Source organism: Salinispira sp. (assembly GCF_059431795.1).
Map to the genome: position 1 here is coordinate 1 of NZ_JBXWXS010000016.1, position 26,399 is coordinate 26,399.

21 protein-coding genes are annotated in these 26,399 nt (G+C 50.5%); 12 read left to right on the plus strand and 9 right to left on the minus strand.

From position 1 onward, the window contains the following. Positions 1-1,559: RecQ family ATP-dependent DNA helicase (locus tag AC52PS_RS06460; RefSeq protein WP_495562231.1), on the plus strand; the 1,559-nt coding region annotated here is incomplete at its 5' end. 33 nt (positions 1,560-1,592) lie between these two features. Here the strand turns inward: AC52PS_RS06460 and AC52PS_RS06465 are convergent. Together AC52PS_RS06465 and AC52PS_RS06470 are read right to left on the minus strand one after the other, a co-directional pair. Beyond that, on the minus strand, positions 1,593-2,630 hold the full coding sequence (locus tag AC52PS_RS06465; RefSeq protein ID WP_495562232.1) for a GGDEF domain-containing protein: 1,038 nt from the start codon (positions 2,628-2,630) through the stop codon (positions 1,593-1,595). Beyond that, positions 2,620-4,254 (minus strand): methyl-accepting chemotaxis protein, encoded by a 1,635-nt coding sequence (locus AC52PS_RS06470; protein ID WP_495562233.1) that lies wholly within the window; start codon positions 4,252-4,254, stop codon positions 2,620-2,622. The genes AC52PS_RS06465 and AC52PS_RS06470 overlap by 11 nt, the downstream gene beginning before the upstream one ends. Before the next feature lie 183 nt (positions 4,255-4,437). On the opposite strand from AC52PS_RS06470, the gene AC52PS_RS06475 reads away from it, so the two are divergent. Next, positions 4,438-4,797 carry a CoA-binding protein gene (locus tag AC52PS_RS06475; RefSeq protein ID WP_495562234.1) on the plus strand — a complete coding sequence of 120 codons (360 nt, stop codon included), beginning with the start codon at positions 4,438-4,440 and terminating at the stop codon, positions 4,795-4,797. Here the strand turns inward: AC52PS_RS06475 and corA are convergent. Next, the gene (gene corA / locus AC52PS_RS06480; RefSeq protein WP_495562235.1) at positions 4,794-5,963 is read right to left on the minus strand and encodes a magnesium/cobalt transporter CorA; all 1,170 of its coding nucleotides are present in this window, start codon (positions 5,961-5,963) and stop codon (positions 4,794-4,796) included. The genes AC52PS_RS06475 and corA overlap by 4 nt on opposite strands. Positions 5,964-6,073: 110 nt before the next feature. Between corA and AC52PS_RS06485 the strand changes: the two genes are divergently transcribed. Further along, positions 6,074-8,005 (plus strand): AMP-dependent synthetase/ligase, encoded by a 1,932-nt coding sequence (locus tag AC52PS_RS06485; RefSeq protein WP_495562236.1) that lies wholly within the window; start codon positions 6,074-6,076, stop codon positions 8,003-8,005. 135 nt (positions 8,006-8,140) lie between these two features. Here AC52PS_RS06485 and AC52PS_RS06490 read toward each other — a convergent pair whose 3' ends face one another. Next, the gene (locus tag AC52PS_RS06490; protein ID WP_495562237.1) at positions 8,141-8,509 is read right to left on the minus strand and encodes a hypothetical protein; all 369 of its coding nucleotides are present in this window, start codon (positions 8,507-8,509) and stop codon (positions 8,141-8,143) included. 362 nt (positions 8,510-8,871) lie between these two features. On the opposite strand from AC52PS_RS06490, the gene AC52PS_RS06495 reads away from it, so the two are divergent. The 4 genes from AC52PS_RS06495 to AC52PS_RS06510 all read left to right on the plus strand — a co-directional run bounded on the left by AC52PS_RS06495 (position 8,872) and on the right by AC52PS_RS06510 (position 11,986). Then, entirely contained in the window at positions 8,872-9,468 is a 597-nt protein-coding gene (locus AC52PS_RS06495) for a LemA family protein (protein ID WP_495562238.1), read from the plus strand. Positions 9,469-9,505: 37 nt separating this feature from the next. Further along, complete coding sequence (locus AC52PS_RS06500) at positions 9,506-10,309, plus strand: TPM domain-containing protein (protein ID WP_495562239.1); 804 nt, start codon at positions 9,506-9,508, stop codon at positions 10,307-10,309. Between the two features lie 91 nt (positions 10,310-10,400). Then, positions 10,401-11,060 carry a TPM domain-containing protein gene (locus AC52PS_RS06505; protein ID WP_495562240.1) on the plus strand — a complete coding sequence of 220 codons (660 nt, stop codon included), beginning with the start codon at positions 10,401-10,403 and terminating at the stop codon, positions 11,058-11,060. 98 nt (positions 11,061-11,158) lie between these two features. After that, positions 11,159-11,986, plus strand: coding sequence for a tetratricopeptide repeat protein (locus AC52PS_RS06510; protein WP_495562241.1), 828 nt, complete (start codon positions 11,159-11,161; stop codon positions 11,984-11,986). A 15-nt stretch (positions 11,987-12,001) separates the two neighbouring features. Here the strand turns inward: AC52PS_RS06510 and AC52PS_RS06515 are convergent, their stop codons facing one another. Both AC52PS_RS06515 and AC52PS_RS06520 read right to left on the minus strand, forming a co-directional pair. Then, the gene (locus AC52PS_RS06515; protein ID WP_495562242.1) at positions 12,002-12,601 is read right to left on the minus strand and encodes a hypothetical protein; all 600 of its coding nucleotides are present in this window, start codon (positions 12,599-12,601) and stop codon (positions 12,002-12,004) included. 7 nt (positions 12,602-12,608) lie between these two features. Continuing rightward, positions 12,609-13,748, minus strand: coding sequence for a nucleotide-binding protein (locus AC52PS_RS06520; RefSeq protein WP_495562243.1), 1,140 nt, complete (start codon positions 13,746-13,748; stop codon positions 12,609-12,611). Between the two features lie 95 nt (positions 13,749-13,843). On the opposite strand from AC52PS_RS06520, the gene AC52PS_RS06525 reads away from it, so the two are divergent. The 4 genes from AC52PS_RS06525 to AC52PS_RS06540 all read left to right on the plus strand — a co-directional run bounded on the left by AC52PS_RS06525 (position 13,844) and on the right by AC52PS_RS06540 (position 21,926). Then, a complete protein-coding gene (locus tag AC52PS_RS06525) occupies positions 13,844-16,252 on the plus strand; it encodes a hypothetical protein (RefSeq protein WP_495562244.1) in 2,409 nt (802 codons plus the stop codon). 101 nt (positions 16,253-16,353) lie between these two features. Further along, positions 16,354-18,336 carry a cytoplasmic filament protein CfpA gene (cfpA, locus tag AC52PS_RS06530; protein WP_495562245.1) on the plus strand — a complete coding sequence of 661 codons (1,983 nt, stop codon included), beginning with the start codon at positions 16,354-16,356 and terminating at the stop codon, positions 18,334-18,336. Between the two features lie 5 nt (positions 18,337-18,341). Continuing rightward, positions 18,342-19,274, plus strand: a complete 933-nt coding sequence (locus AC52PS_RS06535; RefSeq protein WP_495562246.1) for a hypothetical protein — start codon at positions 18,342-18,344, stop codon at positions 19,272-19,274. A gap of 33 nt (positions 19,275-19,307) precedes the next feature. Further along, on the plus strand, positions 19,308-21,926 hold the full coding sequence (locus AC52PS_RS06540; protein ID WP_495562247.1) for a putative PEP-binding protein: 2,619 nt from the start codon (positions 19,308-19,310) through the stop codon (positions 21,924-21,926). A gap of 80 nt (positions 21,927-22,006) precedes the next feature. Here AC52PS_RS06540 and AC52PS_RS06545 read toward each other — a convergent pair whose 3' ends face one another. Next, a complete protein-coding gene (locus AC52PS_RS06545) occupies positions 22,007-22,840 on the minus strand; it encodes a J domain-containing protein (RefSeq protein ID WP_495562248.1) in 834 nt (277 codons plus the stop codon). Between the two features lie 99 nt (positions 22,841-22,939). Between AC52PS_RS06545 and AC52PS_RS06550 the strand changes: the two genes are divergently transcribed. Beyond that, entirely contained in the window at positions 22,940-23,497 is a 558-nt protein-coding gene (locus tag AC52PS_RS06550; protein ID WP_495562249.1) for a transposase, read from the plus strand. 63 nt (positions 23,498-23,560) lie between these two features. On the opposite strand, the gene AC52PS_RS06555 is transcribed toward AC52PS_RS06550, so the two are convergent. Together AC52PS_RS06555 and AC52PS_RS06560 are read right to left on the minus strand one after the other, a co-directional pair. Further along, positions 23,561-25,111 (minus strand): histidine kinase N-terminal 7TM domain-containing diguanylate cyclase, encoded by a 1,551-nt coding sequence (locus AC52PS_RS06555; RefSeq protein ID WP_495562250.1) that lies wholly within the window; start codon positions 25,109-25,111, stop codon positions 23,561-23,563. Positions 25,112-25,179: 68 nt separating this feature from the next. Next, positions 25,180-26,214, minus strand: a complete 1,035-nt coding sequence (locus tag AC52PS_RS06560; RefSeq protein ID WP_495562251.1) for a LacI family DNA-binding transcriptional regulator — start codon at positions 26,212-26,214, stop codon at positions 25,180-25,182. Between the last annotated feature and the right edge of the window lie 185 nt (positions 26,215-26,399).

A 26,399-nucleotide genomic window follows, 5' to 3' on the forward strand; every position in this document is an offset into this window, starting at 1 on the left:
CTGCGGCATTTCTCAATAGCAGCATGACCAGCGGGGAAGAGCGGGAAGTATACAACAGTATTGAGAATAAGGAGCTGCGTCTGCTGTATGCGGCACCTGAAAGAGTGCTACGGGAGGATTTTCTCAATGTGCTGGGAAACTCCGGCCTGGAGAGGATTGCCATTGATGAAGCCCACTGTGTTTCCAGCTGGGGCCACAGTTTCCGGCCGGTGTACCGGAAACTGAGCGAACTCAAGCACCGATTCCCTTCGGTGCCGGTCCTTGCCCTTACCGCCACCGCCGACCGGAGCGTACGCAGAGATATCGCAGGCCTGCTGGGACTGAACAATCCTCAGCTGTTTCTCGGATCCTTCGACCGGCCCAATATCCGCCTGAGCGTCCTTCCGGGGAAGGAGCGCTTCGAGCAGATCCTCCACATGGTGCTCCGCTACCGGGATGAGAGCGGGATCGTGTACTGCGGCAGCCGGAAAGCCTGCGAGCAATTGGAGAAAAAACTCCGGGCCAAGGGAGTATCCGCACGGGCATACCATGCCGGGCTGGACTCCGAATCCCGGCGGCGCATCCAGTCCGATTTCATCCGGGATAAAATTCAGGTGATCACCGCAACTATTGCATTCGGCATGGGCATAGATAAACCGGATGTGCGCTTCGTCATCCATTACAATATGCCCGGAAATCTGGAAAGCTACTATCAGGAGATCGGAAGGGCCGGACGGGACGGCGAAGATGCCGAGGCGGTCCTGTTCTACAGCTACCGGGATATCCAGCAGCAGCTGAACTTTATCTCCCAAATAGAACACGATGACTACCGCAGCATTCAGGAAGTGAAGCTGAAACGGATGCAGGAGTACGCCGAGAGCCATGTGTGCCGCAGACGGGTGCTTCTGGCATATTTCAACGAGATAACCGAGGAAGACTGCGGAAACTGCGACGTGTGCAGCAATCCCCCGGAATATATTGAAGGTACAATTATCGCCCAAAAAGCCCTCTCCGCAGTGAAGCGATGCCGGGAGGCGATCAGTGCCGGCACCCTGGTGGATGTTCTCCGGGGTAATATGAGCCGGGAGGTGGAACAACGGGGACTGCACCGGATTCCCACCTTCGCTGTGGGCAGAGATATTTCACCGGCAGCCTGGCAGCAGTATATACAGCAGCTTATCCATTTGGGAGCCCTTGAACCGGACTACCGGGACCATTTCACCCTGAAGATACCCGAACAGGGAAACGATATTCTCTTTAAGGACCGGAAGGTAAAACTGGTAAGCATGGATACAATCAGCAAACGGAGGGAGCAGCAAGCCAATCTCCGGCTTCACGTTGAATCTGAACAGATCGTGAACCAGGATCTTCTAGAAGCCCTGAAAAAACTGAGACGCCGGCTGGCGGAAGAGAGCGCTGTACCACCCTACGTTGTGTTCTCCGATGCCAGCCTGAAAGATATGGCCGCTCGAAAACCCCTGAGTGAACTGGCTTTCAGGATGGTGAAAGGGGTGGGAGATCATAAGGCAGAACTCTATTCGGCAGTATTTATTCAGTGTATTCGGGAATACGGCGAGTAGATTCTGAAACCACACCCTAAGGGCGCGGTGCTTTTACGTATGTTCATCGTCAGCAAGGCTCCGCTTTTTGAAGTAGAGCATCTCGTCTGCAATTGCCAGAACCTCTTCAACGCTTTTATTCCGGCTTTCGGCAATTCCCCAGCTCACAGACAGCCCCTGTTCCCGGTAGGAGGCACAGTAATCGTGTAATACTTTCTGCATGCGGTTCATCTGATGCTCCGCAGCAGGAAGCTCAGTAGAGGGAAAAATGAGGATAAACTCGTCACCCCCATAGCGCACCGCCAGATCGTAATTCCGAATGGAACCGAGAAGGATTGCGGCAACATCCTTCAATACCCGGTCCCCTTCCAGATGACCCAGGCTGTCATTTACCCGTTTAAAATGGTTAATATCGATAAACACCAGTGAAAAAACCGTGTTGTTCCGCAAGCTCCGGTTGTGCTCCTTATCGATGTACTCATTAAAAAAACGTTTGTTGTACAAACCGGTAAGACTGTCCCGTACGCTCACTTCATACATTTTTTCATTGAAGCTTCGGTAACGGTTCATGGTGTAGATGATGGTGATAAGAATGATGGAGCCGGAAACCACAAAATTCATGCTCAAATCTTTCAGGCGGTATGCGGGATTTTCATAGACATCGAATTTCAAAGGATTATACATTTCAAACAGAAACAACACAGGGATAAGTATCAGCATGAGAATTGGAAAAACATACTCCCACTGATTTCTCACCACCACTGCGGAAATGAACATTCCGGTGAGGGCAATGTAAGGCATGGCGCTGAAGGACCCCGGAGAAGTGAGATACCCCAGGGGCAGCCAGATAAGAGAAAGAAACAGAAGAAAACTGATACGGCTCAGGGCGTACCCCGCAGGATTGGCGGAAAGCAGATACCAAATTCCACAGAGCAGCACAACGGCCACTCCGGTAATGACATTTACCGCAGGGCGGGAGTTTATGAGGTTAATCAGACCGAATATCAGCCCTGAAATTCCGGAAATAAGCAAATAAAACCTGAAGAGTGTATAGCGTATATCAGATCCCGGGGTGCTTCCTTCAGTCCTCAATCTCTCCTTCCTTTTCCCCACCTTTCTGTTCCAGCTGGTCGTTGAGGGTGCGGGATTGGGTGCTGAGCATATTGGCCATGGCCAGAATACGGGTGGCCGATTCAACAATTACGGATGTTTCAGTTTTAATCATCCGGGCATCTTCTTTCAGAACTTCGGCCAGACGGTTTCCTGTATCGATATTTTCGGAAATAATATCGTTGTCCTGGGTAACCTGGGTAACTCCATCCATCACGTTGGTTGTCAGGCCGCTGAGATTTTCTGTGGCAGACAATATTTCGGTGCTTCCCGAGTTGAGTTCCTGGGTGCTGCCGTATATCTCATCCATTGCCGTACTCACCACCCCCACTTCTTGCCGGATATCGGAAAACGTTGTGCCGGTTTCCTTCACCTGTGTGCTGGTCTCCTGAATGGAGGCAACAAGCTCTTTGAGGGTTTCGGAAATGTTCTTTGTATTCACCGAAGAATTCTCCGCCAGCTTCCGGATTTCATCGGCAACAACGGCGAATCCCCGCCCCGCATCTCCTGCATGTGCCGCTTCTATGGCCGCATTCATGGCTAAAAGATTGGTCTGGCTGGCAATCCCGCTGATCAGCCGGGTCATTTCCTTAATACCGTCAATATGCTCAACCACCTTGTTGAAACTCTCTTCGGTTTTCTGGATTCTGGCCGCACCCCGCTCGGATGTATGGATCAGTTCGTTCACCCTCTCCCTCCTGCGCTTAATAACCGAAGACACACTGGAAATTGACGCAACCATCTGTTCAATGGCGGCGGAGGATTCTGTAACATTACTGCTCTGCTCCTGGGCCCGTTCGGAGAGTACGCTCATGCTTGTATCGATTTTTTCCAGCGCCGCCAGAATATTTCCGAATGCGGAGTTCAGATCATCAATTCCACCGTTTATCTCCTGAACCTGACGGTTGATTTTTGCCGAAGCCGCTTCAGTGCCCTCCGCCTCGGATTTCAACCCCAGACTGTCGTTAAGCTGGGTACTTACCGACTGCATAATGGAGTTCAAATGGCGGCGGTTCCGTTCGCTCTCATCAATCCGCGTCTTCGCTTCCTCTGTCACCTTGTCGAATGTGAGTTTCAACTGATACAGGGTGAACACCCCAATCAGATACACGAAGCCGGCAATATCTATTTGATTAAGAAAGGGAAAATCCACCTCCTCCGCCCGGCCGGAAAGGAGAATAAACAGGATGTATCCCCAAAAAGTAAGGAACGAGAAGATCAGATAGAGGCGAAAAATCCCCATTTTCCGGATCATAAACGCGCTGAGAAGTAGCACCGCAAGCTGAAGCAGCGCGTACTGGGGAAGGGTCAGGGCGTTGGTATAGCCCTGAAGAAGCTGGTTAATAATTACCATCAATGCAGCTGAGAGGGAAAAAAGCCGGGTGGAAAGATCATAGCGGCCCCTAATCAGCAGCAAAAGTGTGACAATCACAAATATCAGCAGAAGAAACAGGATCAGGCCTTGAACCGGAAACCCGGAAATCAACTGAACCAGGGCCATAGCCAGAAATAGCACCGCCATAAGCACTTGCAGCACCGCCGTAACCGGTGCCTTCACCCTAATCTCATAATCGGCGTCCGCATATATCTGTGATAATGTATTCATGTATCCTCCATGGAGTTGTCCGAAACGGCGTGTTAATCCGAATCCGCTATACAGTTTAGTCTCTGCTGACACAGGCCACAAGCGTTACCCAAAAAACCACCGGAAAACCCACCGAAAAAAACCATGTTGATTTCTCCCGGAGCCGCTTGCTGGAAGCTACAAATATATATATTTTACTCATATATGAAAACTGCAGTATTAGGCGCAAGCCAAAAACCCGAGAGGTTCTCCAACAAGGCGGTCAGACGCCTGCAACAACATGGACATGAGGTGATACCCGTACATCCCGTTCTTGAAGAAATAGAAGGCTTGCCGGTGGTTCACAGCCTGGATCAGCTGCCTGATGATATCCACACCCTAAGCATATACATAGGTCCCCGCCATATTACACAAGAGATAGGGAGGATCGTGAACCTGAATCCCCGGAGGGTGATCATGAACCCGGGAACAGAGTCACATGAGCTGAAGAAGGCCCTGGACGATCACAATATTTCCTGGCTGGAAGCCTGCACCCTGGTGATGCTGGATGCTGGAGATTTTTAAGCCCCGTCATTCCGGCTGACTTTCTGTTTGACTCTCCCCCTGCCACTAGGGCGGTTCCTGATATCACCCCGAAACAGGCCTTTCTTCTTCCCCCCGGAACTTCCCCCTAGCCATCCTTTCCTCCTGAATAAAACCAGCATGGTTGAGGCTGCAAGCACCATTCCCCCCAGCACCGCAGGATACGCCCAGGGAATGGAAAGCTCAGGCATGTGGAGGAAGTTCATTCCGTACACCCCGGCAATAAAACTTAAGGGGATAAATATAGTCGAAATAATCGTGAGAACTTTAATAATTTCATTCAGTTCGTACCCCTTGAGGGCGGTATACATTCCAAGCTGATGTTTTAACAGCTCCCGGTATCCGTCCACGGCATCGTTAACCAGTCTGATATGATCCTGAAGATCAGAATAGAACGGAAGAAGGGCCGAATCCACCGGCTGCTGGTCAGATTTTTTCAGCTGTTCCAGCATCTCCATTGCCGGGCGTACATACCGCCGGATCACTGTGATCTCCCGGGTGTATTCCCGGATTGCGGAGATAGGTGAATCATCAACACCGGAAAACATTTCATCCTCCATGGCATCGATTTCTCCCCCCAGTTTTTCAACGGTGAGCATATAATTGTCCACCAGACTGTCCATGACTGCAAATTGCAGGTAGGCTGCCCCGGAACGTCTCACCCTGCCCCGGCCGCTTCGCAGCCGGCTTCGTACGGCTTCAAAAACATCCCCGGGGATTTCCTGAAAACTCAACAGCACCCGTTCCGTAAGAATAAAATTTACCTGCTCGGAAATCATCCGCTCACCGTCCTGGCGGAGCATCCTCATAACTGTGAACGCATATTTTTCGTGGGCTTCGAATTTAGGAGGGTGATGGGTGTTGGTAATGTCTTCCACCGTCAAGGGATGGAGATCGAACTCTCCTCCAAGGGCTGCAATGGAAGGCTCATCTTCCAGACCGGTGATATTCAACCAGTGGTATTCATCTTCTGAAAGACGCGCTGAAAGCCCCCGAAAATCGTCAATATGCTCTTCCCGGATAGAATCCTCTGTCCAGCTGATACAGCTGCAGCGGGCGCTTCGAGGTTTAACGCCCTCAGTCTGAAGAGAGGTGGTTCCCGGACTGGTATTGAATCTGGATTTATGGATTTGAATATATCGTGCCATGGACACTCCTGACGTATAGTATATAAAATGCACACTTCCAATGTCGAATATCCCATTACAATCTCCCGAAGAGCAGATATTCGATCCATATATTCCACGAGGAAGGCCCTGTGAATACTATCGTTGAAATGCTTGAATGGTCTGCCCGCCGCTATGGGGACCGAAGTTATCTGAAGACCAAGAATGAAAACGGCTGGAAGGAAACATCCTTTCAGCAGGCGGAGGATTTGAGCTCAACAGCTGCCTGCTGGTTTCTGCAACATGCCCGGGAACGGGGTGAACGTTGCATCATTCTCTCCGAAGGCAGAAGCGAGTGGGTGCTGGGAGAACTGGCACTCCTGAAAGCTGGGCTTATTTCCGTTCCCCTCTCTATTCAGCTGCTCGGCCAGGAAATCGCCTATCGGCAGAATCATTCCCAGGCTGCATACTTCATGGTAAGCAGCAATCTCCTGCCCAAGCTGCTTGAGAGCATGGAGACCTTTTCCACCACTCCATTTTTCATTCTCCTGGATGAACCGGATTCTTCCCAAATGGAACAGCTCAAACAGCTGGGCATCTTTCGAGGCGGGGACTATATGAGCTGGGAGGAAATTCTCACCCTGGGCCGGGAAATCCGATTAGGGGATGAGCAGCTTCTGACAGCTTCTCTTGAGCTGATTTCACCCGATGATACCGCAACCATCAGCTACACATCGGGAACAACCGGAACTCCCAAGGGAATTATGCTCACCCACCGGAATTATGTTGCGAACTCCATGGCTGCGGCGGATGATTTCCAGCTTCCCGAAGGGAGTGCCCAGACCCTTGTCATTCTCCCCCTGGATCACTCGTTCGCACATACGGTTGTGATCTATGCGGGAATCTACAAGGGAATTACCCTCTGGTTTGTGGACGCCCGGGGAGGGTCCTCCCGGATGGTGCGTAATATCCCGGTGAATCTTCTGGAGGCTCAACCCAGCTTTCTCCTCACCGTACCTGCGCTCAGCGGAAATTTCATGAAAAAAATTCAGCAGGGCGTCCGGGAAAAGGGGGGAATCGTATCTAAACTGTTCGACAGGGGAATGGAAGCGGGTAACGCCATTATCGGCGACGGGTTTCACAGCCCTTCTTTAGGAGTGCGGCTGCGTCACGGCCTCTCTTTTTTCATCGCCCGAAAACTGATATTCCCCGCGGTGGTGAAGCAGGTGTTCGGTTCCCGGATTGAATTCTGCGTGGGAGGCGGGGCCATCCTTGAGGTAAAACAGCAGGAGTTCTTCTCCGCACTGGGAGTACCGGTATTCCAGGGCTACGGCCTTACCGAGGCAACCCCGGTAATCTGCACCAACACCCCCGCCCGGCATAAGTTCGGCTCCTCGGGCTCGGTCCTCCATAACGTGGATTGCAAAATCATCCGGGAGGACGGAACCCGGGCTCAGACCGGGGAAACCGGCGAACTGGTAATCACCGCTCCCAGCGTAATGAAGGGATATTACCGGAATGAAGAAGCAAGCCGGGAAGCCCTGCGTGAAGGGAGCCTCTACAGCGGTGACCGGGGGTACTACGATGATGACGGATTTCTCTATGTGGTTGGGCGGCAGAAAGCGCTGCTGATCAATCCCTCGGGAGAAAAATATTCCCCTGAAGAAATAGAAGAAGCGGTAATCAATACCGGCGATCTCTTCGATCAGGTAATGGCCTACTGTGACCATCAGACATCAACTATCCTGTTGCTGACGTTGAACCGGGAAGCCTGCTCACATGCGTTTCAGCGGGAAGGAATCAATTCGGCGGATGATGCACTGGAATTTCTCAACCAGGAATTTTCTAAATGCCGGAATCCCGAAATTACCGGAAAAAGGATTCCTCCCATGTGGACGCCCAAGGTGTTTGAGATTCTTGAAGAACCCTTCAGCATCGAAAACGGTCTTTTAAATTCAACCATGAAGATCGTACGTCATAAGGTGGCAGCCTCGTATGAGACCCGGATTCGGAATATATATGCGGATAATTCGGTGTTTAACCGACGTAACCGTGAAACCATTGAGAAGTTGTTTTTTACCTAGAATTTCACCATATACGGCGTTTGCCTCATTCTCCTTCATTCGTTCATCCCGAAGCCGGGAGGGTTCCACTGGGAGCCGGGAGCCGGGAGCCGGGAGCCGGGAGCCGGGAGCCGGGAGCCGGGAAAAGCTGCTTCATTACCGCATGTGATGCAAGGCCTGGAGTACCTGAGGCCCCATCTCATCCCGTTGAAATACCAGAATCAGGTCCAGGGCAGTGTCCTGTCCGTTGGTGGAATACAGGGCGGTAAGCTCATGCTGGTCTCCGGTCCGGTCAACATGGGTGATGTTAAACAGCCGAACCGGACGGTCTTTCAGCGCTCCATCAATCTGTTGCTCCAAAAGAGGAAACACAATTTCCCGATTTTTCAGCTCCATTACATCGTTTGAAAAGAGAATGGGAATATCGTATCCCAGGGGCGAACCCATTTCGGTAAACTCGCCCCCGGCTTCAAAAATCTGAGCCCACTCCCAATTGGTTTTCGGCTGATCGCCCGGTGAAACCATTGTATTTTCGCCTCCCTGAATATCCGTCCCTGCAGGATTTCTTACTTCAGTCCGCAAAATTTTTCAGTACTCGTTCTATACTAATATAAAGCCTGTACCCGGATCTGACAGATAAATTCTGAATTTTCATTCATTTGCCGGCCAAGCTTGAATAAATCAGTCCCCTGTCTGTATTGTGTATAGTAACTAAGCATCTGTCAAAATTGTATTTTGACAAATGCTGGATAACGGGTCGAAATCATCATTTTCTTGCAAGATGATGATGATTTCTGAAGATCTTGGCAATTTCCAAAATCGCTGATATGTGAAATTGCCTTAACAATCACATGAAATTAACAATTTCCAAGGAGATTTGAGAAAACATGAAACGGAAGATTATACGTACGGGCATCTTTACATTGACGGCAATCGCTATTCTCACCCTCAGCAGCTGCGGGTACAACCGACTTCAGGCACTGGAAGAACAGGTGTTCCGAAGCTTCGGAGATCTTGAAGCACAACTTCAACGGCGCTATGACCTGATTCCCAATCTTGTGGAAACGGTGAAGGGCTACGCCGACAGGGAGCAGGAAACCCTTGTAGCGGTAACCGAAGCCAGATCCAGAGTGGGTTCAATACAGGCCGGACCGGATATTGTGGATGATCCGGAAAAGTTGGCCCAATTTCAGGAAGCTCAGGGCGAACTCAGCTCTGCCCTTTCACGATTGCTTGTGGTAACAGAGAATTATCCGGAATTGAAGGCCGATCAGGGCTTCCTGGATCTTCAGAATCAACTGGAAGGTACCGAGAACCGGATCGCAGTGGCCAGACAGCGCTACAACGAGTCGGTCCAGAACTTTAATACGGCAATCCGGCGTTTTCCCGAGTCTCTTACCAATAATCTGATGCTGAACCTGGAGCGGAAGGAGTATTTTGAGGCATCCAGCGGTGCGGATGAGGCTCCACAGGTTGATTTCTAAATATTGGAACCACGGCAAATCCCCTGAGGAGGATGAGATGCATACCCCATACGCCAACAGAACACGACACAAAGCAACGGCTCTGCTGCTGTTCCTGCTGCTCCCTGTACTGATTGCAGCCCAGAACTACCCCCCGCTCAGGGGGCGAGTTGTTGACCAGGCCGGAATGATCGGCAGAAGCAGCGAACAGCGTATCGAAGAACAGCTGCGGAATCTTGAGCGCAGCGATTCCACCCAGATCGTTGTGGTAACCGTAAATTCCCTGGACGGCATGGATATTGAAAGTTACAGCATCGGACTTGCAGAAGAATGGCAGATCGGAACCGCAGAACAAGATAACGGCGCAATCCTGCTGGTTTCCCAGGCAGACAGGGAAATCCGGATAGAGGTCGGGTACGGTCTGGAGGGCAGGCTCACGGATCTTGTGTCCGGAAGAATTATCCGGAACATCATCACTCCCGCATTCAAAAACGGAAACTACGATGAAGGTTTCGAACTGGCGGTGGGCGCAATGGTTTCCACGGTAAAAGGGGAATACAGCGGCAGCGGCAAGCTTCCCGGCGAGGATCAGGCTGCAGCCTCGGGTGACAGCCCCCTCTCCTTTCTTTTTCCCCTGATTATGTTCATGTTCTTTTCTGGATTTTTTAATATTTTCCGGGGAGGTCACCGGAGGCGCAGCGGTAATTTCTGGCTCTGGGCTCTGCTGGGAATGAGCGCCGGTCGGCATCATAGAGGATACCACGGCGGTTTCGGCGGCGGTTCCTTCGGCGGCGGAAGTCCCGGGGGATTTTCCGGCGGAGGAGGCGGTTTCGGCGGCGGCGGTGCCTCCGGAGGCTGGTAATCCGGCCCGAATCCAGGGGCGTGGGTGGAAGGAATATCTTCTCTCCACGCCTCCCCCAATCAGTGCGTCACAAAGATAGGAGAGCATTACTATGTCCCAAACCAAATCATTAATTTCAGAGACTGAACAGACCCGTATTAGAGCGGCAGTTGCACGGGCAGAAGGAAAAACCGCCGGCGAGGTTATGCCGGTCATTGCCCGGCGCAGCTCGGTCTACCCTGCCCCCGAATGGCGGGGAGCTGCCATAGGCGCAGTGCTGGCAGCGGTGCTCATGGCCATACTCTGGGCTCCAACCCGGGCATGGGCAGACGGGGGTGTTATTGAATATCTTCTCCCGGTAATCGTAAGCCTGATTTCCGGAATTTCAGCATACTTCCTGGTCAATATTATCCCACCTCTGGAGCGGTTATTAACCACCCGGCTTGAGATCAACAGTGCCATAACCGATGCAGTGTTCCGTGAATTCATGGTAAACAATCTCAGTGAAACTCGTGACAGAAGCGGAGTTCTCATTTATATATCTCTGTTTGAACGGAGAGTGCAAATTCTGGCTGACAGCGGCATTAATCAAAAGGTGGATCCAGCAACCTGGAAGGAATTTGCCAACGCCATTGCTGCGGGCATCCGCGAAGATAAGCTGAGCGACGCACTCTGCGCCGCAATAGACGATATGGGAGACCTTCTGGCAGAAAGTTTTCCGGTAAAAGATGATGATACCAATGAACTTGGCGACCTGGTTATCAGGGACTGAAGAGGATGAGATCCGCTCCGTTAACGCGTTCCGGAATTCACGGAAAAACACCATCCAAGTATACCCGTCCCGTCACAGCGGGGTTCTCATATTCCTGGATGATTGTCATACTTTTTCTTCTCAACACAGCGATGTTTGAACTTTCCGCCCAGAATACCGATGGCGTGGGGGCCGTGGAAGCCCATTTGCAGGAGGCCGGCTACGCAGTGTTCAGAGATGAAAGCATTTCTTCGGCAGCTGCGGCCCTCAACCGCAGCGATTCCGCCTTAGGCGAGTTATCCCCGCAAGTCGAAGAGAATCATCCGGTATTCAGATATTATCAAAGCAGGATTTACCTCAACAGGGGCTTCATTCTCATGAGCGCCGGCCGGGATCGTGAAGCCCAGGAGTATCTGGAGAAAAGTATCGAACTGAGCCAGAAAGCCCTTGAGCTCATCGACAGGGAGCTTCAAACCCGGGACTCAGAAGGCTGGGAACACGGTCTGAATATCCCCGCCCTACCTGAAGGGAGGGGGATCCACTCGGACCTTTGGAGGGTGCTCAGCGACAGCTATATGTATTTATTCAATTTCAAAGGTACGCTGTATCAGATGAGCAACGGAGCCAAACTGAGAGACTATCCGCAAAATGCACTGGCGTTGAATCCCGAAAACCTCCGCGCCCGGCTTTCCCGGGGGCTGTTTTTCATCAATGCCCCTGCAATTGGCGGTGGAAACGATACGAAAGGGATTGAAACCCTGGAATATCTTTTGAATTCGGAGAATGACCTGCTCAGGTTTCAGGGGTTGGCATGGATAGGCACCGCACATCTGGAGGAAGGCAACACTCAGGACGCTCAGGATGCTTTCGATGCGGCGGAACGCATTTTTCCCGATACCGCCTGGATAGACGGGCTACGGAGCGGCGAAAGCTCACGGGGCCGTTAATCCAACCCGTGGCATTCAGTCCGGGGAATCCTTTGATGCCGGTGGGAGCTGGCCGCCGCTTCGCATCTCCTTGACCACATCGAACATATTGGGGACGGGGTGGGAGAAGCTCCGCTCGCTTTGCCTGGGCTGGCTTGGCTTTCGCACGCGGTGAATGACCATTTCATCATCCTCGGAAATACGTACATCCCGGTAGCGAGTGCTGGCAGGACCTTCTGGCGACGCTAGCCCTCTAATACTCAGAAGGATGTCAAACACCTCTTCCAGATCCCTGGCAATTTCGCACAACGTATACCGGTAGTACGCGTCTCCGCTGAGCAGCTGCTCCTTCATATCCCGGTTCCGAATATCCTCTCCGTCGGCTTCGAGGCGGAGTTCATTCCGTAATCCCCCGTACCAGGCCTGCCCCATTTTCAGGAGTCGGGGGCTTCGGGAATTCTGCAGCCAATAGATTTCCCAGATACCCGGCAGGGATGGCACCGTTGAGTTAATCCGGTGCCGGTCCACCGGCAGCAGAGGAGTCCAGTCTATGCGATAATAGGCAATATTCCGGTGTACCTGTTTCCCGACAACGGGGTGTTTTTCCCCTGGGTGTATTTCCTTGCTGTAGGGCATATCCGGCTCAGCGATCCCGCATGGTGAGCATGCGTACGGTGTTCTTAAGCTCATGAATCTGCTTTTTCTGTTGACTCAGAATCTGAATAAACTCTTCCGCGTCAGTTTCTTCCTGGCGCTCATGCTGGGAAAGCTGTTCGTGCAGTTCCGCTAAATCTTCAGCAGATTCAATTTTCATCAATTCGAATGAATCGGAATACATTTCCGTTGCCAGTGCAAGGGTGGGAAACTCCGGGGACTGGACAATCTTCTGAGCAATCCTGTCAATTTCCACGGCGAACAAACTGTCCGCAAGGGCATGGGTCAGAGGAGCAGTGCTTCTGTGGGATGCAGCAAGCCCCTCATCGTGTATCAGCATCCCCAAGGTTGAAAGTTTCACATCCAGATTATTGGAAGTAAGATCTCTCAGGCTTTCGGCGATGTTAAGATCATCCCCGTCCCGGACCAGGTTTAAAACTATGGAAGGCTGTAACAGCTTCACATAGCGCCGAGCCTTGGCTGCAAAGGCCGAATCAATTTCCTGCATGCCGTCAAGGACATTGGCGACGGTAACAGGATTTCCCGGACGCCGCTCTTTTATGGATTTACGCAGATATCGCTCCACTTCGCTTTGACCGGCAAAGGCCCGCATGAGAAACCGGAACACGGTGTTTTTCAGGAAACTGTAGCTGTTCAACACCGCCCCCACATGGGGAGATGTAATAACGATTCCTGAATTTGAAATGAGGAAAAAATCCACCACATTATTGGAGGCACCGGAGCCGAGATCCAGAAGAATATAGTCGGCTTCAAGCTTTTCGATATGACGGATGAGGCTTTGCTTTTGACTGAATACGATATTGGGGGTGCCTGCAACCAGCACGTCCCCGGGAATAAACCGTAAATTTGGGTATGGGGTCGGGGCAATGAGATTGGTGAACCCCACACTCTTGTCGGAAAGAAAATTCCCCACCCCCGAGTGGCGGTTTTTCAGCCCCAGGGTTGAATGGAGGTTTGAGCCGCCCAAGTCCAGATCAATGAGAATGGTGTCGTACCCCAATTGACCGAGGCGTACACCCAGGTTGGCGCACACTTCAGTCTTACCCACACCGCCTTTTCCGCCGGCTATCGGGATAATTTTCGCTGCTCTTCGTTGTGTAATGACCATATTTCCCGCCTGTGAGTACCACAATACTCGAATTCTGTAAAAAATGCCAGCTTTGTTGCTGACAGATCGTCCTCTTCGTCCTATAGTTATTAGTGGTGGAAAATAACGAAGAACTCAACATCAGTGGAAACCGCGTATATCACATCGATAGGGAATGTTATGTTCTCTACCTGGGAAAGGCAGAGAGAAAATACCGCCCGTTTCTCAGAATAGGAACCAGTCCCTACCTCCCTTCAGATATACGCAGACATATCAGCTCGGTACTACTCACTGACCGACTCACCGGAGACTATTTCATCGAGGGCGACTGCCTGGAGAAACCGGTGAGCCATCACATGCATTATGTCGGCTCCCATGATCTGGTTGACGCGGTAAAGCATTTTATCCGGAATGAGAAGATCGCCGAACATCCTCTCAAACCCGGCGATAAGGTGGAAACCAAAGAAGGCAGCCGGGTGGTTTTTTATGACAGCGGCAATGTTCGGATTATGCTGGACGGCCACCGTCTCTTCGATCTCATGGAACTGGAGCGAAGCGATAATCATCAGATTCAGGTTTTGAACCGTCTGCAAAAATTCAGCGCAGAACCTGGGTTTACCTCTGAAGATTTCTCCGGACGTGGCTTTATTATTCTTCATGACGGCAGCCCTGCTGCCTTCCGTGACGGAAGAGTGGAGAGTCTTTTTATTCACCAGGACAGCAGCTTCGCCCTGGCGGAAACGCTCATTCCACCGAAACTGATGAACGCCTTCGGAGGAAGCTGCGACCGCAACAGCCTCCTTGGCATCTGCAAATGGCAGAAACTGAATTCACAGAAACTTTTTTTCCGACATAACCGGAAGGATGACGGAATGGAAGAGGATTTCATTACTTTCATGAAACAGGCGGGTGCCACAGTTGATTACGCCGGCGACGAGAGGGGTAAAGAGGATGAAATCCTTGAGAGTCTCCTGCAATCCGGCAGTAAAGATATCCGTACCCTCTCCCTCCCCGAGCAGCTGAAAGGTTCGCAATTCCAAATATCCGGCAACACACTTCCCCTGCCGGAGGATGTCAGCTGGGCTGCAGGAATTGGGGCACCGCTTCTCCGCGCAGTTCCATATGACTTTATTCATGCAGACGGCTCGGAAACAGACAAGTCCCATGAGACAACGTTAACCCGAGCTGCAAAAGACCTGGAAATGATTATGGGTGCACCCGGCAGGGACGCCCTTGACCGCATTCTTGAGCAGGACGGGTCCCGCCGGCGTAAGACCATGGAATCCGAGCTTGGCTCCCAGCAGCTTGATGATCCGGCTCGCATTTCCCTTTCCTTCAGACTCTGGAATGAATTCCAGACCAATGAATCAGGGAGTTCCGGAGAAGCCGATCTTCAATTCCTCCATGACCAACTGATCAAACTTCATTCGGAAAATCCTCTTCCGGTTCGCGCCTTGGTTATCCCCTCAGAATCCGGCTGGAACATGTATTTCGTTCCCGCTTCCAACGGAAACCGGAAAACTCTGAAAATCATTCCGGAAATTCGGGCAAAGGTGAAGGAACTTCAAGAGAGCCTCAACGACCGTTCTGAATTCGACCGGGAACGGGAGCGTCTGAGCGGGACCCTGGCCTCCCTTCTGAAGACCAAGGAAGTACAGCAGGTTGGGGCACCCAAACCAGATGAAAAACCATCGGATATGCCGGCTGAAGCCCCCCTCTCCTCTGAGGATGCTCCTGCACAAGATACTGTGGAGGATTCTCTACAAGCGGACAGCAAAATAGCCGATGAAGTCACCCGCGCCGGGGTCCAGGAAAGTCAGACCCCGGGGGTATCCGGCACCAATCCTCCCCCGGAATTATTCGGAAAAAGTCCCGCCGGCGCTTCGCCCGGCAGCAGCCCGGATGGGGGGAAATCCGGATCCCGCCGAATCTGGGGCTTCCTGGGAATTGCCGCGGCCCTCGCCCTCGTGGTTTGGCTGATCTTCTTTCTGTTTCAGGACGGAGGCGGAGGTTCAATTGCCGACAGCCGTTCTGCCGATCAAACCTCTACAGAACCCCGCCAAACTGAACAGGCTGAACGGGTGGGAGAACAGGAAACTGAGCCTGACAGCTCGGACGACGGGGAGACAGAAAGTACTGCAGACGGTTCTCCCGAAAATAACTCGGATCAGACCGGAACTTCTTCTCAAGAATCCGGCCAACCGGCGGATATTAACAACCGCACCTCCCCCTGGACAATCGACGAACTTATCCGGGTTACAAACCTCATAGCTTACAGCAACGGATTCGCTCTCATGGGCGAGCCTGCAGAGCTCGGAAGAAACCCCGATTGGATATTTCCGGGCAACAATCTGGAGCTGCCTGACGGTACTCTCCATAGCGTAGAGGAAGGTGAGATGCTTTGGAGCATTGCAGATTCCTTTATTACCAGAATTTTCCGTGATTCTGGAAAAAGTCTTGCAGAATTCCGTGAATTCCTTGATGATGTAACATATAATAGTACTGGAGATTTCAAAAACTTCTGAAGTCGGTCACATCGCGGCGAAGGGTGTTTCCCTCACCGCGGCGGATAAAACCAAGAAGGGTGGTTCAAACACCCGAGATGACATCTGAAAAGGAGTATTTTATGTCAGATCTTACCCACAGCCCGAATATATTCCACCCGTCCAAACCATCGGCGGTTGGTTCCCGAAACAGTTTGGCTCAGGAAGGACGTGACCAGCGCACGGAGTATGAAAACCTTGTGAATGAGGAAACTGAGAAAATCCTCAATACTATTCAGTCAAAGCTTCCCGATGAGGTTCTTGAGAAACTCGACATCACCGGGGGTCTGAAAGAAAAACTGTACAACTACTTCAACCAGAACTATCAGAATATGTTCAACCGGTACATCACCACCACTGAAGATGAAATGGTGAAGAAAATCCGGAACTTTGTGGACAAGGAAGAGAATAAGGCCCTTGCCCGCTACACCCCGAAAGAAATCGCCTCCATGCTGGATGAGATCGCCGGTGCAGACAAGTTCAATACCGGTGAAATCGAAAAATCCATTGTAAACATGTACGGACATCTGCAGGGACATATCCAGCGGGGCATGAATGATCTTGAAAATGACACCAATTCACTGCTGCGTCAAAAGACCGATGTGGGTGCATTTATCCGGGGTGAAAACGCGTATGCTGTTGTAAAAGCAGCTTTCAAAGACAGTGTCCACAAACCTAAGACCGTCAGCGACGTCAAGCTTTCTGTGAATATTCTAGACTCCGAGCTGATCAGCCCGATTTTTCAGTACCAGGCTACCGTAGAGTATCTTATTAAAGACCAGATCGGACGAACCATTACCACCCTGATAGACCAGGAAATTGAACGCTTCCAGGATCAACTCATTGATGAAGGTAAAGAGGAACTGAGCGACTCTGAGATTATCTTTGAGAAAATGAAACGTGTTCCCGATTTCACCGACGATGATGCGGATGATGAAACCAGTAAGCGATACACCTTCCTGGCCAAATCATTAATGGATAAAATTGAAGGCCTGCGGGCGGAAATCGACCCCAAGGAGTTTGATGCAATCAATATCCGTGAAAATCTGAAAAAGATCATCGATATGGAGAACATCAGAAACCGGGGCTTCAATACCGTGGTCAACTCTCTCACTTCAATTCTCGATACCAGTAAAATGGGTTACCAATTCATGGAAAACCTGAAAAATGCCCGGGAACTGATTGTTCGTGAATATGAAGACACCGATGCGGAACATCTCCCCGATGAGCGCTATCAGATCCGCTTGAAGTATTATGATGCAGATCAACTTCACAAGGAACAGGCCGCCTACGATGCTCAGCTTGAATCATACCGCAAAGAAATTCAGCGGCTCTATGATGTGGTGGAACAGAGCTACCTGGATAAACGCTCTCGCTTCGGCGGAGCAAAGGATTATGAAGATCTGGCCCACCGCCTTGACCGCAAAATCAGTAAACGCAAAGAAGTGGTGTCGTTCGAAGAATCGGGAGATCCCGTTGTTCAGGAACTTCGCCAAATCTGGAATGAAATTACCGAGATCAAGGCAGACCTCACCGACGTTGAGCGCCTGAATCAGACATATCTCCATGAGAAGTCCCTGTTCAAGAAGATGCTCAACCACATTTCCAGAAAAATTGAGACCCTCTATGGTTTCCAGAATCCCCGGGACCGGGTGATCCTGGACGGCCGAGTAACATTCCTGCGTCGTCAGTTCGAAAGTTTCGATTACAAGATCAATCCCTACCATATTCAGCCGGGTCTGATCCTGGACGTGGATATCACCAGCATCAAACGGAAAAAATACACCCTGAACAGCATGGCCAATGTACTGAACGAATTCCTCCATGGAGTTTCGAAAGGATTTCAGGATGCGGCTTTTGCAGCCTTCAAACGCCGGCGTTCAACTGTACGGGATGACATTGGTATGAGTTTTTCCGGAGATTATGACAAGATGGCTGAAGAAGCGCCGGAAAGCGTTCCCGCACCTTCTTCCGGAGGAACATCATCCAATAAGACTGTCAAAGGACAAGCGGACGTATCTCCCGGTAAGGGCGATATCTCAGGCGATGACTTACAGGAACTCTAATCATTATGGTTGGTAACTTCGATTTATTTTCCCGCAAAGCAGGTTTTAACACTGCTTTGCGGCATTTCAAATTTACAACCGCACTGGTGAAATCGATCAGTGACGGTATCAATATTGCCGACCTGCTCAATAATGCCGAGCAGGAAGGCAGTATCACCCGGCAGCAGATGCCCCCGATTATCAGTTCGCTTCTGGTAGATAAATTCGAGTACAGTTTTGCATCGAGAAATATCACCCGAATGATAGAAAGCGCCGACGAGATTATTCCCGCTTTTAAAGATTGGACGGATTTACAAATCGCCCTGGTCTACCATCATCCCGAAGTGGGCTCATTCATTATAAACCCCAGAGACAAAAATTCCTGGGAACCTGCTCTTCCGATTTTAAAAGATGAACTCATTACCGTGTATATACAGTCCCTGAGTGGCTCACTCAGTGATGAACAATTGAACCAGGCGCTAAAAGACGTTCACGGGGTCCTTGCAGGCTTCGATGTGAGCGAACGCCCGGAGTATCGGGCCAAGGCATCGGCAGCCAGGAGTGCGGCACCCAAACCTGCGCCAGCCGCCCAAGCAGCACCGGCCCGGGGAAAACCCCGGGATGGCTCATATAGAATTACCCCCCGCTATTCGGTGGTGGTCACCAACGAATTATTCCATAACGGAAATGTAGAGGCATGGAAACGGATTGTGGCCAGCTACCGCTCCACATACCCTGAACTGGATGTCCTGATTTATTATGATAATGAACGAATCAAGGATATCAATTCATTATTTAAATGGGGGAAAGTGAAGCACGGCACTCCGATCATGATTTCAGTGGCCGGAAGTACAATCAAAGATGTTTCCAAACTTCAGCGTTATCTGTTTGAGGGCGCAAGCCCCCGTTTCGAATCTTTTCTGAAAGGAAGCATCGACCAGCCTCTGGAACTGTTCTGAGGTCCCTGACATCAGACTACAGGAGATAATATAATGAGTATGTTTATTTCCTTCGGCAGCGGTAAGCATGCCGAAGCTTTGAAAAACAGTGAAATTCTCGGCAGCCGGGGCATCCGGGCAGCCTCTCTGGCCCAGCTGGATATGCCCATTTGTCCGGGTTTCATTATTCCCCATGAGCATCTTGCTCACTTCATTAACAATCCCCGGGGCGTAGTTCCTGAATTAAAGGAATTCATCGCAGATATCGGCAGCACCATGGGAAAAAGTTTCGGGGGAGGTAAGAATCCTCTGCTGCTGAAGGCTGTCGAAAGTCCCATGTTGAATGTTCAAAGCTCCCTTCCCTCAATACACCATATCGGTTTGATTGATGAAAACGTGGAGATGGTGGCGGAAATGAGCGGGGAGAAATTCGCGTTCAACGAATATGCGTATCTTATTTCCAGCATCATCCGCCTCTCTATTGCAGCCAGCAGCGACGATACTGAAATTGAAGCCCTTGAAGCCTACCTTGGAAAACTGAAGAAGGCTAAAAGCAAGACCACGATTTTGAAAACCATCGATGAATTCCGGGAAATTCTTCCAGCGGAGATCTACAGTGATCCCCTGTTTCAGCTGCAGTATGTGGTTCAACAGTTTGACGCCGCACTGAAAAAAAGCCCCACATCGGAAGATTCGGCGGTAATGATTCAGGCAATGGTATACGGGAACTTCGACAAAGATTCTGCTGCAGGATATTTTTACACCCACCATATTGTAAGCGGCGAAAATGAACTTCAGGGTGAGTATTTCCCCGCGGCCTATGACGAATCTTCTCCCAATGGAAAAACCCTCGATAATTTGGATGCAAAATTTCTGAAATCCCTGAAGGATATTGCGCTAAAACTGGAGAATCACTTTCTTGAACTCAGGTGGATCCGTTTCGCCATTGAAGCGGACGTATTGTGGCTGGTGGACCAGTCATCTGCTCCCAATAAATCCGCCCAGGCGGAAATCAAGACGCTCCTGGACCTTCGAAACCGTGATATCGTTGATAATGATTACCTCATAGAGAAGGTGAAACCCGGAAGGCTTTCAGAAATACTTCACCCCACCCTGGATCCCGAATCAGTCTCTAAGCTGAAGACCCAGGAAGGAGGCATAGCCGGTGCGGTCGGTGCGGCAATCGGACGGGTATTTTTCAACGCCGAGAACCTGATCACCGCATACCGTCAGGCACAGCAGGCGGGTGAAGACACCAATATGATTCTCGCCATGCCCTCCACATTTGCCGGAGATGTGAAGGCAATCGAGGTTGCCCAGGGGGTACTCTCGTCTGAAGGAGGGTACGCATCCCACGCACCTGTGGTAGCCCGAAGTCTGGGGAAGGTGGCCCTGGTACGCCCTGATGCGGTGTTCAGGAAAAAGTCCATACAGATCGGCGGCGAAGAGGTAAAAGAAGGTGATTACATCACCATGAATGTGCCATATTATGAAGATCCAGTTCTCTATATCGGACAGGGCAGCCTCACCAAGCCGGTGCTGGAGCACAGCGGTCTTCTGGATTTTCTGGAAGTCATACAAACACGAATTGAAAATATTGATGTGCATGCGAATGCCGATCAGCCCAGAGACGCCCTGTTGGCGCAAAAATTCAGGGCCAGGGGTATCGGGCTGTGCCGAACCGAACATATGTTTTTTGATGAGTCGAGAATTGACCGGTTTCGCTATATGATCCTTGCCCAGGACAGCGTTAAGCGTCAGGAATTTCTTGAAGATCTTGCAAAGGATCAGACCGAAGATTTCTACGAGCTGCTGAAGATTATGGACGGTCATCCTGTTACCATACGCCTGTTGGATGCTCCCCTCCACGAGTTCCTTCCGTCGGATGACAAGGGTATGAAGGATTTTGCTGCAAAAGCCAAGACGGACGGAACCGGATTAACCGCAGCTGCCATTAAGGAGCGCAGCCAACTCCTGCGGGAATTCAATCCCATGCTGGGTCACAGGGGTATCAGGGTTGCGGTATCATATCCTGAGATTTACCGGATGCAGACTCGTGCAATTTTTGAGGCTTCCTACCGTCTGCTGGAAGAGGGAAAAAATCCCCGGCCTGAGATCATGATACCACTTGTGATGAACCCCAATGAGCTAAAGGTTGTGCGAAACGGAAAGAAAATTGAAGGCAAGCATATACTTGGAATACGTGATATTGAGGAACAGGTCAGCAGAAGCTTTAAAAAAGGCCCTCTTGATTACCGGGTGGGAACCATGATTGAGCTTCCCGCTGCAGCCTTGAATGCCTCGGCCATTGCCCGATATGCCGACTTTTTCTCATTCGGCACCAATGATCTGACTCAGACCACCTACGGTATTTCCCGGGACGATTTTAACACCTTTTTCTCGGACTACACTGAACTGGACTTGCTTCCCAATAATCCTTTTAAGGTTCTCCAGCCCCAGGTAAAAGAATTGGTAACCACTGCAACTCTTCGGGGCAGAATGGTTCGACCGGATCTGAAACTGGGTCTCTGCGGAGAACACGGTGCAGAACCTCAAAATATCGACTTTATTGCAGAAGCGGGTCTGAATTATGTCTCTGTGTCTCCTTACGGCATACCCATTGCCAAGTTGGCGATTGCGCAGATGAACCTGAAAGCCAAAAAGCAAAGCTGATCGAGCTGCAAGCGGAGCATCATTATTTTCTACCAGTTGTGAATGGAATTAGACAGAAGAGAGCGAACGGGGGAACGGTATTAAAACTGTTCCTCCAGAAACTCACAGAGGGCGGAAAATGCCTTTAAAAGATAGAGCTTGATTAAGGTATCTGCAACAAAGATGCTCCGTGAATAACTGCTGAGCAGTAGCATAAAGCTTTGCTCGGCTTGATGCCGGGATCCGGGTGTTATAAGACCGTTTTTCTGTTCCAGCTCGAGAATCCCTTTCCTGATGGCATTGTCCATAGACAGACTTCCGTTGCGATAAAGTGTTTGGGATTTAGCCTCGTCCCGGGTCAGGGTCTCCGGCTGCCGGGGCTTGATCAGCATGTTTTCATAAAATGCCGCTGCGAAATCGTGAATTGCATGTACCTGGCTGTGCTGAAGGGAGGAGCCGGGCCACTCCATGGTGAGGCGGAGATCCTCAACGGTGTTCGCCAGCCTGCGCAGCAGTGCCCGAAACCGGTGGCGCATAGTGCCCTCTTGGCGAAGGTGCACGTTGTTCATTCCCCCGGTATAATAATCATGAACGTGGTGAAGGAGCTGATCATAGAGATTACCGATCCTGACTTGCATGGTAATGCTGTATCCCGAGTCCGGTTCGGTTTCAGCTTCCCTTGATTCCTGACGGGCATCCTGAGCCTGTGAATCCTGGGCTTCAGCATCTTCTGCCCTGATGCTGCTGATATAACTGCTCACCGCATCGTATGCTTCGGTGAGACGGACGGTCATAGTGTGGGACCATTCGCTGCGGTGAGTATTTCTGTCCGGATGGTATTCCTTCAGGAGCCTGCGGTAACTGGCGTTGGCCTCCGCCTGAGACGCGGTCTCCCTGAGATTAAGGAATTTGAAGGCAGAACTCACATTCATCATATTTTATATAATAAAGTACGGTGAAAGATATTACAATATAGAAAGAAAGGGAGGGTGATTCATTCACTCACCCACCGATACGGAGAAACGGAGGACTACATGGACAAACTTCTTGAAACATTCAAAGCATACTCTGCCGGCAGACTGCCCGATCAATTCGGTTATATTATGAGTGTTTTCTATGATGATAACTCAACATATACAAAATATGAACTGGTCTCATTCGGTAATGTGAAGGATATTTATCAGAACGAAGACGGACTGGTATTCCAGGCTGAGGGTAGAAAGCTCTATGTTTTGGTGGAACCGGCGGGTTTTCCCAACAGCCATATTGAACCGGCCCATCGCAGCGATGCCAAGAAAATTCCGTACAGGATCAAGGAATTAATTCAGTACACCACCAATCGGAGAGACCGGGTATATATCGGAGAAGAACCGATGGTTACATACAGCTCTTTTACCGTACTGAAGCCTGTGGGACAGAACGTTTCGTATGTATTTTTCCCCGAAGAAAACGTACGCGAAACCATTCTGGAGTTTTTCCGCATTTCCATGTGGAAGCAGGCACGGGTTCCCCAAAGCGATGCCAGAAAACTTCTCACCCCAATTGGTGAGGTTTTCGATAAACTCAGAATTACCGGCGGTGGTTTTCACTGATTACGGGAAATTGATGCCTCGGTGGTACCTCAGCCTTTCCCCCCCGGGGACCTCGCCTCAGGATTACTGCCGGCTGAGCTCTACCCGGTCACGACCATTCTCCTTGGCCTTGTATAAAGCCTGGTCGGCTTTTTCAAAATAGTAATTCAGATGCAAACTTGATAGCTCACGTTCCCCGTAAATACCGATACTGGTGCTCACGTTTAATGCGGTGCCTCCTGTCTCCACCTCATATTCCCGCACCAACCGGCGAAGCTTTTTGCCAACCGCAAGGGCGTCTTCTGGACCGGTCTCCATAAGCCAAATCCCCAATTCTTCACCGCCGTAACGTCCCAGAATATCAATATCCCGGACGGCGTTTTTCAAGCGTTCTGAAATTTTCTGTAAAACGATGTCCCCGGCCTGATGACCATAGTCATCATTGATGGTCTTGAAATGGTCCAGATCCAACACCAGAAGACTCCCGGAATGATTAAAGCGGACGCCCTGCCTCAAGGCCATTTCCACATTTTGCTCCCATCGTCTCCTGGTAAGCAGCCCTGTGAGTCCATCAAAGCTTGCTTCCTGTTCAAGCAGCTTCATCACATTTCTGGTATCGGTTACATCATAGAGGGTCCGCAGAAGCCCCCTCACCCGGTCTTTATCATCACTAAAGACCAGACTGGTGTATGCATATACCCTGCCGTTAAAACTCAGTTCTTTACCCAGATGAGTTTCTTCGGGAAAAATCCTTACATCCCCTTCCCCCAACTGATCCAGCAAACCGTGCCAGGTTTTGTTCAATGCCTGCTTTCGTGAAATTCCGAATGTATTCAGGGCAGCGGTATTCAAATCTATGAGGTGACTTTCTATATTAAAAATAAACACCGGATTTTCCGTGGTTTTATAGTAAAAGAGTCTGGCGTTGGATAAATCACTGATCAGTCTGTCACTGAATATACCAGAAGCGAGAAACGGACTGGCCAACCCCAGAAGTGCGGGAACCAGATCGAATCTGGATTGGAACAATCCTGTAAGGCTGAGAAGGTATCCCGTAGAAGGTATGGAAATACCAATGAGCATTAACAGCATATCCCTGCGTTTGTTCTGAACCCGCAGCACGCCGCCGGCATAGACCCAAATACTGACTAGCAGTGCCGCTACCGCTTGAACGTTTTGAACATACCAAAGAAATCCGGGAGTTATGCTTCTCACCATAACATACGGATCATTCACCCAGAAGCTTCGATCAAGATAATAGAGTTTGCTGAAGGGATAGAGCCAATTGGTGAGCATGGAGGCAATACCGGGAATCAGGAGAAGATACAACCAGGGGGAAAACGGCTGATTTTCCCGGTAGTACCGGGTGTGAACCGAGAGCAGGATCAAAAACAGGGGGATGTACGGGACACCTGCAAACTGGAAACGGGACCAGAAAAGAAGAGAGTCTAATCGGGTCTGGGTAAGAGCCTGAGCATAGCCGAAGGCATACAAAAAGGTGAACGCGGTAAGTGCGAAATATATTCTGGCTCGATAATTTGCGGCCATCCGTCTGCCCGTCCATATGAGCATGGCAAAGGTTACAAAGGCTGCAATCAAAGAAGATATCCGAACAAGTTCATACTGAATAAGCATAGCTCGCTCCGGGGATAGCCCGGTCCTCCTCACTTAATCATAGGGAATAGACGTAAGGAGTTCAAATCTTATGCGGATATTCTGCGCACCAGTTCCGGGGTAATGGTCACCTCCCTCTGATCTAATTCCCCCCTTCCTGTCCTCAGGCAGGCAGATAATTCATCCACAATAAGACGGGTTTTCACTGATATGAATTGTTTCATGGTGGTCAGCCCCATGACCGAGGCCATTCGGATGTCGTCGAAGCCCATGATTGCCAGGGTACCGGGAACCGAGATCCCTTCATCGCGACAATACTGAAGTCCACCAATGGCCATTGTATCACTGGTGAAAAACACTGCTTCAGGAAGCTCACCCCTGGTGAGTTCGGCCATGGCCTTTCTTCCTCCGGCGATGCTCAAATCCGATGCAATACGCCGGGAATCTGGAATGTTCGCTCCATGTTCCATAAGATAATTGGTAAAGCCTGTGACCCTGTCCCCTTTCCGGTCAGATCGGAAGGCATCCCAACTAACCAGAGCGAATTTCCGGTGTCCCTGGGACCACAAATACTGAGCGGCATCGTAGCCTCCCAGGTAATCATTGTTGAGCACAGAGAATACAGAACGGTTACGCTGATGTACACAAGCAACCGGCACTCCCCGCTGTTTGAGGATGTCCATTGCCTCATCTTCAATTTCACAGGATAGAACCACCACCGCATCCACCCCATCCAGCCAGGCCGAATCTTTTTCAAGAAATCTGACCAGGCTCAGTTCACCCTTGGTATGGATCAAAAGAGGGTAATGATTGATGCCCAACAAGTTCTCCTGGAGGGATATCTGAAGATCAAAAAAGAAATCACTATCATTCACCGGGGAAACCAGGGCTACAACGGGGGATGGTCCGGTTCGACCAGGGGCGGAATCGGATGTATTGTTCTCTAAAGAACCGTAGGGGTGCCAGGCACCCTCTTTCGGGAGAAACCCCAGTTCCCGGATTGCCTTTTCCACTGTTTCTCTGGTCTGACGGTGAACCATATATGGATTGTTAATAACCCTGCTCACCGTGCTGATACTTACCCCCGCGCTGCGGGCCACATCCTGAAGTTTCACCTTAGCCATGGCGCCATCATATGTATCTTGGTTTCCCTTTGTCAAAGGTTGTGGTGCTGAATTTTGCAGATTTTTGCAGATATTTTCTTATATGCGGTCTTTATTTCAATATTTTTCAATTTTTCTTGCACAAGTTACCATTCTGCGGTAAAACAGAATGAGACGCACGGGAAGGATTCCGGTGCATAGTAGGA